This is a genomic window from Pseudomonas sp. BAY1663, from assembly GCF_000582595.1.
Classification (GTDB): domain Bacteria; phylum Pseudomonadota; class Gammaproteobacteria; order Pseudomonadales; family Pseudomonadaceae; genus Stutzerimonas; species Stutzerimonas stutzeri_AF.
In genome coordinates this window covers 1-8,871 of the sequence record NZ_AZSV01000126.1, presented here as the reverse complement: position 1 = coordinate 8,871, position 8,871 = coordinate 1, and the positions used below count along the sequence as shown (strand labels likewise).

Below are 8,871 nucleotides of genomic sequence, written 5' to 3'. Positions count from 1 at the left end.
ACTGTGCGGGGCTTGCTGCTTTTGTGGGAGGCCCGACCACGGGGCGATGCTTTTCAGGCCGCCCCGGCAGTGCATGTCGCACCTTGTGCCTCGGCGCTCAATTCACCCAGATCCAGCCGATCAACAGATAGCTGAGCAGGGTTACCAGCACCACACCGAACAGGTTGATGGCAAATCCTGCCTTGATCATCGACTGGATATGCATCTGTCCGGTGCCGAAGACGATGGCGTTCGGCGGCGTCGCGACCGGCATCATGAAGGCGCAACTGGCGGCGATGGCGGCGGGAATCGCGAGCATTTCCGGAGGCAATCCCTGGGCGACGGCCAGCGCCCCCAGCAGCGGCAGAAAGGCGGCGGCGGTCGCGGTATTGGAGGTGATCTCGGTGAGGAAGGTGATCACCAGCGCCACCAGGCCGATCATCAGGATCAGCGGCAGCACGCCGAAGGCACCCAGGTTCTGCGCGATCCACTGGGCCAGGCCGGACGCGCCGATCACGCCGGCCAGCGACAGGCCACCGCCGAACAGCAGCAGCACGCCCCAGGGCGCCTTGTTGGCCTGTTCCCAATCCATCAGGAAGACCCGCTGGCGCAGGTTAACCGGAATCAGGAACAGCGACAGCGCGGCCGCCATGGCGATGCTGGTGTCGTTCACGCCGTCGACATGGCTGGCCAGCAGCGGCTGGAAGATCCAGGCCAGTGCGGCCAGGGCGAACACCACCGCGACCATCTTCTCGGCCTTGGACATTGGCCCGAGCGCGGCCATTTCCTTTTCCAGCATGGCGCGGCTGTCGCCGCCGGACAACGTGAAGCCGCTGCGCGTCAGCCACCACCAGATGAACAGCAGCATGCCGATGCTGACCGGCAGGCCGAGCAGCATCCACTGACCGAAGCCAATATGCACGTCGTAGTTCTCGCGCAGGAAGGCCGCCAGCAGCGCGTTGGGCGGCGTACCGATCAGCGTGGCGATACCGCCGACGCTGGCGGCGTAGGCGATGCCGAGCAGCAGGGCGACGGCGAAGCGCTCGCTTTCACGTTCGTCGCTGCCCGCCACCAGCAGGCTGATTACCGACAGGCCGATCGGCAGCATCATGATGCTGGTGGCGGTGTTGCTCACCCACATGCTGATGAAGGCGGTGGCGATCATGAATCCGGCGACCTGCCGGCTCGGTGCATTGCCCACCGCCAGCAGTGTCGCCAGAGCGATGCGCTTGTGCAGGTTCCAGCGTTGCATCGCCAGCCCGAGCAGGAAGCCACCGAGGAACAGGAAGATCGTCGGATTGGCGTAGGGAGCGGTGGCCTTGGCCAGGGTGTCGATGCCCAGGATCGGGATCAGCAGAATCGGCAACAAGGAAGTGGCCGGGATCGGAATCGCTTCGGTCGACCACCAGACGGCCATCAGTGCCGCCATGCCGACCGTCAGCCAGGCGGTTTCCGAAAGACCGGCCGGCGGGTCGGTGAGGATGCACAACAGCAAGAGCAGTGGCCCGAGAATCAGGCCGATGGAGGCCGCCAGGGCGGCTCCTTTATTCTGTGGTGAGTCGGTCATACGGCGTGTTTTCCTCTATACCATGGCCCGGCCGCGAGAGGATGTTAGGGGCGCCGGACCAACGCGGCGCGCATTCTAGCAGTCATTAGTTAGCTGACGAATTAATGCTGTTGCTAATTGTTAGTGCGCTATTCAAGGCCGCTTCATCGAACCGGAATGCAAGGTTAGACAGCAGGGCCCGTCGTCGTGTCGGCCTTCTGTCGTCTGGTCTGGTTGGCATGCTGGGCCCGTGGTGGATAAGCCGCAGGGCGGCGTTATCCACCCTACGAGGGGTGGCGGCGCTTTTCAGCTCGGTCGCAATTGCTTCAGCGTCTCGGCGATCATGAAGGCCATCTCCAGCGACTGGTCGGCATTGAGCCGGGGGTCGCAATGGGTGTGGTAGCGATCGCTGAGGCTGGCCTCGGTGATCGGTCGCGAGCCGCCGATGCATTCGGTGACGTTCTGCCCGGTCATTTCGATGTGGATGCCGCCCGGATAGCTGCCCTCGGCGCGGTGCACGTCGAAGAACTGCCGCACTTCGGCCAGTACCCGCTCGAAATCCCGCGTCTTGTAGCCGCTGGAGGCCTTCATGGTGTTGCCGTGCATCGGGTCGGAACTCCACAGCACCTGGCGGCCTTCGTTCTGCACCGCGCGCACGAGGCGCGGCAGACCGGCTTCCACCTTGTCGGCGCCCATGCGCACGATCAGGTTGAGGCGGCCCGGGTCGTTCTCCGGGTTGAGGATGTCGATCAGGCGGATCAACTCTTCGCTGTCCATGCTCGGGCCGACCTTGACGCCGATGGGGTTGCCCACGCCGCGCAGGAATTCCACATGGGCGCCGTCCAGCTGACGGGTGCGATCGCCGATCCAGAGCATGTGCGCGGAGCAGTCGTACCAGCCGCCGCTGAGACTGTCCTGGCGAACGAAGGCCTGTTCGTAGTTGAGCAGCAGGGCTTCATGGGCGGTGAAGAAACTGGTCTCGCGCAATTGCGGCGCGCCGTCCAGGCCGCAGGCACGCATGAAGCGCAGCGTCTCGTCGATGCGTGCGCCGAGCTGGTGGTATTTCTCGGCCAAGAGCGAATTGGCGATGAAATCCAGGTTCCACTGATGGACCTGGTGCAGGTCGGCGAAACCGCCCTGGGCGAAAGCGCGCAGCAGGTTGAGGCTGGCGGTGGACTGGTGGTAGGCCTGCAGCAGGCGCTCCGGGTCCGGCACGCGGCTTTTGCCATTGAAGTCGATGCCGTTGACGATATCGCCACGGTAGGCGGGCAGGGTCACGCCATCGATGGTTTCGTCGCCGGCCGAGCGCGGCTTGGCGAACTGCCCGGCCATGCGCCCGACCTTCACCACCGGGCAGCCGGCGGCGAAGGTCATCACGATGGCCATCTGCAGCAGCACCTTGAAGGTGTCGCGAATCTTGGTGGCCGAGAACTCGGCGAAGCTCTCCGCGCAGTCGCCACCCTGCAGCAGGAAGGCGCGGCCCTGGGTGACCTCGGCGAATTGCCGGCGCAGCGCACGCGCCTCCCCGGCGAAGACCAGCGGCGGCAGACCGGCGAGGGTCTTCTCGACGTGCTCGAGATGTGCGGCGTCAGGATATTCAGGCTGTTGCTGAATCGGTTTGTCTCTCCAGCTCGCGGGGCTCCAGGCGTGGTTCATGGCCGTTCCATTTCCGAGAAAGTGCGGTGATTTTACCCGAAGCGCTCTGGCGCCGCCGATAGCGATGACCTATCGGCCTGTTAAGATGCGCCCTTGCCGGTATCGCGGAGCCGGGCCCATTTTCGGAGAGTCTTGATGGAGCGAGAGGAGCAACTGCTGGCCGAGGTGCGCGACGAGTTCGGCTGATTCGCGTCTTGCAGGTCGGCGACTACCGCTTTCTCGAATTCGGCGCGGCCGTCGAGCAGAGCTGCGTATTCACGGCCGACCCCAGCTGGCTGGAGTACGACTACACCCGCGCCATGCTGCTGGGTGGCCTCTGCCACCCTGCGCCGGAGACGGCGTTGTTCCTCGGCCTGGGGGCGGGCAACCTGACCCAGGCCTGCCTGCGGTTCCTGCCCCTGGAGGATATCGAGGTCATCGAGCTGCGCCCGGCGGTGCCGGAGTTGGCGATGCGCTACCTGGGGCTGCAGAACGACCCGCGACTGTATATCCGCATCGGCGACGCCGCCGAACTGCTGGAGACCGCCGAGCGTTCCGACCTGATCTTCGTCGACCTGTACAACGATGCCGGGCCGGACGCCGCCCACCTGGCCTGGAGTTTTCTCAAGCGCTGCCAGGAAAAGCTCAACCCGGGCGGCTGGCTGGTCATCAACCAGTGGGGCACCTCCGACGACAAGCCGCTGGGCGCCGCGCTGCTACGTGGGCTGTATCACCGGCATTACTGGGAATGCCCGGTGAAGGAGGGCAACGTGGTGCTGCTGGTGCCGGCGGATCTCGAGCAGGACCTGGACGAGATCGGGTTGCGCCGGCGCGCGGAAGCGCTGGCGCCGTGCCTGGGCTATTCACTCGACTCGCTGATTGGCGCGCTGCGACCAGCCAGCTGAGTGTTGCGCTCTAATGGTGCGCGTCTGCTGCCGGTTGACTTTCATGTGTTCCGAATTGGTGCGCGCTATAAGGCCGTCGTCTATTTGATAAGGATTTGGCCGACGGCAGTCCTACGGCCTGCTATCGCCGCGAGGGCGCGCCTCCCACCGGGTTTGGTGGAGTTGGTGGTTTTTGTGGGAGCCCCGCCCTCGGGCGATGCTTTTGGTCTTTTAGGCAGTCCTGTGGCCTGCAATCGCCGCGAGGGCGCGCCTCCCACGGGGTTTGGTGGAGCTGGCGGCTTTTGTGGGAGCCCCGCCCTCGGGCGATGCTTTTGGTCTTTTAGGCAGTCCTGCGGCCTGCAATCGCCGCGAGGGCGCGCCTCCCACGGGGTTTGGTGGAGCTGGTGGTTTTTGTGGGAGCCCCGCCCTCGGGGCGATGCTTTCTGTTTTTCCCGGCACGGACGATTTCACTGACGCGAAGGCTATTGCGCTGCGCGTGGAAATTATTGGTGCACGGCTGCTGCACTGGTCTGCTAATTGCACTTGGCCAGTATGTTTGTCGGCAGTAAGGAATCGCCCGTGACCCATCTTCAAAGCAAACAGATGCACCTCTCCGCCCGTGAGCGCGCTTGGCTCCCCTGGTTCGGCGGGACCGGCAAGCTGGCGATGCGTTGGTCATGCTGGCTGAATCGCGGTGTGTATCCGGTCATCGAGCAGGTCTTCGAAGGCGTCGCGCAATCCCGCGCGCGGATCCTGCAGAACTGGGTGGGCGCCCATTGGGACCATCTCGCCGACCTGGCCGACAGTCTGGGCGAGAGCCTCGCGCATGTCGACGTCGACACCCTGGAGAAGAAGCGCATCCAGCTGCCGGACCTGTCCGAGCTGTTCGTCATCGACCCGCAGGCCGGGTGCTGGCCTCCACTTGTGCCGCCCATGTCGGGCAACAGGACCTCGACGGCAAGGCCGTGGCGCAGGGCCTGCTCAGGCCGTTCCTGCATGGCCCTTATCGCGATCCGTTGACCCAGCGCCTGGGCGCGACCACCTCGCGCTTCCACGATGCGGTGACGCTGATGTTCTACCAGCCTGTGCGCGTGGCCGGGAAAACCCTCGGTTGCGTCTGCGCGCGGGTGCCCAACGATGTGCTCGGCGACCTGATCCAGCGCGAGGCCGGGCACGTCTATCCCGAATCGGGCGACAACTACCTGTTCATGGTCGAGTCGCGTTTCGACAGCGCCATCCAGCCCGGCACGGCCCTGTCGCGCTCGCGCTTCGAGGATTCCACCTTCAGCCACGGCGAGAACCTCAAGAACGGCGTGCACACCCGCTGGGGCACGGTGCGCGTGCAGCAGCACACCGAGCTGGAGCTGCGCTTCACCGATCCGGCAACCGGCCAGCTGCACCCGGGCGTGCGCGAGACCATCGCCAAGGGCTCGAACCTGTTCGTCACCTATCCCGGTTATTCCGATTACCGGCATATTCCGGTCATCGGCAAGGGCGTCACCTTCCAGCTGCAGGGCTCGCCGGATCGCTGGGGCATGATGTGCGAAGCCGATCTGGAGGAGGTCTATCGGCGCCGCTCGCTGAGCGTGGGGTTGATGAAGACCTATCTGCTCACCGTGACCACGCTGTTCCTCATGGCTAGCCTGCTGCAGGCGTTCAGCGGCCTGTCGCAAACGCTGCAGTACGGGCTCAATGGCCTGCTGCTGGTACTCGGTGCCTGGTCCTTCGCCTCGTTCGGTCCGCGGCGGCTGGCGGCGCGGATGCAGGAAATGACCGAGGTGATCCGGACCCTGGCCGAAGGCGAGGGCAACCTGCGCCAGCGCGTCGACACCAGCACCATGCAGCGTGACGAGACGGGGGATATGGGCCGCTGGATCAACAGCTTCATCGACAGCCTGGATGGCGTGGTCGGCCAGGTCATCCAGGTCTCGAAGCATGTCCGTCAGGACAACGAGCTGATGCTCGCGCGCAGCAGCGAAGCGGGGCAGACCACCAGCGACGTCGCCGAATCGATCCACCAGCTATTGTTGCTGGTGGAGGCGCAACTGGGTGAAATCCAGCAGGCGTCGATGACGGCCGAGGAAATGAAGGCTGCCATGGACGAGGTGATGAGCCGTGCCCGCGAACGTTTCGACACCGTGCGCGAAGGCACCGAATCCATCCGCGACGTGGTGCAGCGTTCCGCCCAGAGCGTGCAGTTGCTCGACAGCCGTATGGGCGAGATCGACGAGATCGTCGGCCTGATCAGCGACATCACCACCCAGACCAACTTGCTGGCGCTGAATGCCGCGATCGAGGCCGCCCGCGCCGGCGACCATGGTCGCGGTTTCGCCGTGGTCGCCGGCGAGGTGCGTTCGCTGGCCCAGCGCACCGCCAAGGCGGCCGAGGATATCCGGCACAAGGTCGAAAGCCTGCAGGCCGAGACCCGCCAGGCGGTGTCCTTCATGGAGGGGGGCGTGCAGAACGTCGACAGCAGCTTGCGCCTGACCGAAGAGGCCTCCTCGGAGAACGTGCACCTGCATCGAACCGTCGAGCGCATGTTCGACATCATCAAGCAGCTGAACGAACGCAGCCTGCACTACGGCCAGACCATTCGCGGCGTCGACCAGGCTTCCAGCGAAATGGGCCAGACGCTGGGCGTGCTGCAGGACAGCGCCGAGCGGGTCCGGCACACCGCCGGCAAACTGCATCAACTGGTAGGGCGTTTCCGCGTCAGCGCCGTCAACGGCGAGGCTGCCTGAATAACCCCGGATCTGTGGGAGGCTGCCTCAAAAGCCATAAGCATCGCCCCGAGGTCGGGCCTCCCATAAAAGCAACAAGCCCCGCACAGCCCCTGTGGGAGGCGCGCCCTCGCGGCGATAGCAGGCCGCAGGACTGCCCGAGGCTCAAAAGCATCGCCCCGAGGTCGGGCCTCCCACGAAAGCAGCCGGTGCACTCTGAACCTCCTGTGGGAGGCGCGCCCCCGCGGCGATAGCAGGCCGCGAGGCCTGCCTAAAAAGCCAAAAGCATCGCCCCGAGGTCGGGCCTCCCACAAAAGCAGCGAGCCCCGCACAGTCCCCTGTGGGTGCGGCCCGCGGCGATAGCAGGCCAGCGGCCTGCCTGAGGAGCCAAAGGCAGTGCTTACAGCCGCCCATGCAAAATACGCGCACAGGCTCACGTTATTCCGGTATAGTACGCGCCGGCTGAAACCCAGCCTGCGTTCAGGTACTGCAATACACGAAGCGCTGCTTCGACTGCTGTCCGCTTCGAGCGGGCTATCCTTGACGATTCATCATCCATACGTTTTCGCAACCCCGCCGACCAGGCTGCCAGGGTGACCTTCGGGTTTTGCACGGCATGCGCAGCTTCGGAACAATGGGTCTTGCGGAGCATCAGAGACAAGACCCATGACCCAGGAAATCGGCGGCTTCGCCGCACTCGGTATTCACTCCGCTGTTCTGGCTGCCATCAGCGCAGTCGGCTACGAAGAACCATCCCCCATCCAGGCCCAGGCGATCCCGGTGATCCTCGGTGGCCACGACATGATCGGCCAGGCCCAGACCGGTACCGGCAAGACCGCCGCCTTCGCGTTGCCGATCCTGTCGAAGATCGACCCCGCCCGGCGCGAGCCGCAGGCGCTGATCCTCGCGCCGACCCGCGAGCTGGCCCTGCAGGTCGCCACGGCCTTCGAAACCTACTCCAAGCTGCTGCCCGGCGTTGGCGTCGTCGCCATCTACGGTGGTGCACCGATGGGCCCGCAGCTCAAGGCCATTCGCCAGGGCGCGCAGATCATCGTTGCCACCCCGGGCCGCCTGGTCGATCACCTGAGCCGCAACAGCACGCTGCTGTCGACCATCCAGTTCCTGGTGCTCGACGAAGCCGACGAAATGCTCAAGCTGGGCTTCATGGACGACCTGGAAGTGATCTTCGAGGCCATGCCCGAGAGCCGCCAGAGCGTGCTGTTCTCCGCCACGCTGCCGCACTCCATCCGCGCCATCGCCGAAAAGCACCTGCGCGAGCCGCAGCACATCAAGATCGCCGCCAAGACCCAGACCGTCGCCCGCATCGAGCAGGCACACCTGATGGTGCATGCCGACCAGAAGATCCCGGCCGTGCTGCGCCTGCTGGAAGTCGAGGACTTCGACGCGCTGATCGCCTTCGTGCGCACCAAGCAGGCCACCCTGGACCTGGCTGCGGCGTTGGAAGCCAAGGGCTACAAGGCCGCCGCGCTGAACGGTGACATCGCCCAGAACCAGCGTGAGCGCGTCATCGAATCGCTCAAGGATGGCCGCCTGGACATCGTCGTCGCTACCGACGTCGCCGCTCGCGGCCTGGACGTGGCGCGCATCACCCACGTGTTCAACGTGGACATGCCCTACGATCCGGAATCCTACGTGCATCGTATCGGCCGTACCGGCCGCGCCGGCCGTGAAGGCCGTGCCCTGCTGCTGGTCACCCCGCGCGAGCGCCGCATGCTGCAGGTCATCGAGCGCGTGACCAACCAGAAGGTCGCCGAGGCGCGCCTGCCCAACGCCCAGCAGGTGCTGGATGCGCGTATCAAGAAGCTCACCAACAGCCTCGCGCCGCTGGTGGCCGATGCTGAAACCAGCCATGGCGAACTGCTCGACAAGCTCGTCGCCGACATTGGCTGCAGCCCGCGCGCCCTGGCCGCCGCACTGCTGCGCAAGGCCACCAATGGCCAGGCGCTGACCCTGGCCGAGGTGGAAAAAGAGCAGCCGCTGGTGCCGGTCGGTGGCCCGCGTGAGCGCTCCGATCGTTCGGAGCGCAGCGGTGACCGCGAGCGCCGTGCGCCGATGCCGCTGGCCGAAGGCCGTGCCCGCTGCCGCA

5 protein-coding genes and 1 pseudogene are annotated in these 8,871 nt (G+C 65.3%); 4 read left to right on the top strand and 2 right to left on the bottom strand.

Features of this window, described 5'->3' with window-relative positions:
- Positions 1-97: 97 nt before the first annotated feature.
- Positions 98-1,546, bottom strand: coding sequence for a DASS family sodium-coupled anion symporter (locus BAY1663_RS21205; protein WP_037044744.1), 1,449 nt, complete (start codon positions 1,544-1,546; stop codon positions 98-100).
- Positions 1,547-1,831: 285 nt separating this feature from the next.
- Complete coding sequence (locus BAY1663_RS21200) at positions 1,832-3,181, bottom strand: class II 3-deoxy-7-phosphoheptulonate synthase (RefSeq protein WP_037044742.1); 1,350 nt, start codon at positions 3,179-3,181, stop codon at positions 1,832-1,834.
- A gap of 135 nt (positions 3,182-3,316) precedes the next feature.
- Between BAY1663_RS21200 and BAY1663_RS21195 the strand changes: the two are divergent.
- The 4 genes and pseudogenes from BAY1663_RS21195 to BAY1663_RS21185 form a co-directional block, all read left to right on the top strand.
- Positions 3,317-4,065: pseudogene (locus BAY1663_RS21195) on the top strand (spermidine synthase).
- Between the two features lie 558 nt (positions 4,066-4,623).
- Complete coding sequence (locus BAY1663_RS26110) at positions 4,624-5,064, top strand: hypothetical protein (protein ID WP_371257644.1); 441 nt, start codon at positions 4,624-4,626, stop codon at positions 5,062-5,064.
- Positions 5,065-5,114: 50 nt separating this feature from the next.
- Entirely contained in the window at positions 5,115-6,785 is a 1,671-nt protein-coding gene (locus tag BAY1663_RS21190; RefSeq protein WP_371257645.1) for a methyl-accepting chemotaxis protein, read from the top strand.
- 645 nt (positions 6,786-7,430) lie between these two features.
- Positions 7,431-8,871, top strand: a 1,441-nt coding sequence (locus BAY1663_RS21185; RefSeq protein ID WP_037044739.1) for a DEAD/DEAH box helicase, incomplete at its 3' end; no start/stop codon positions are given.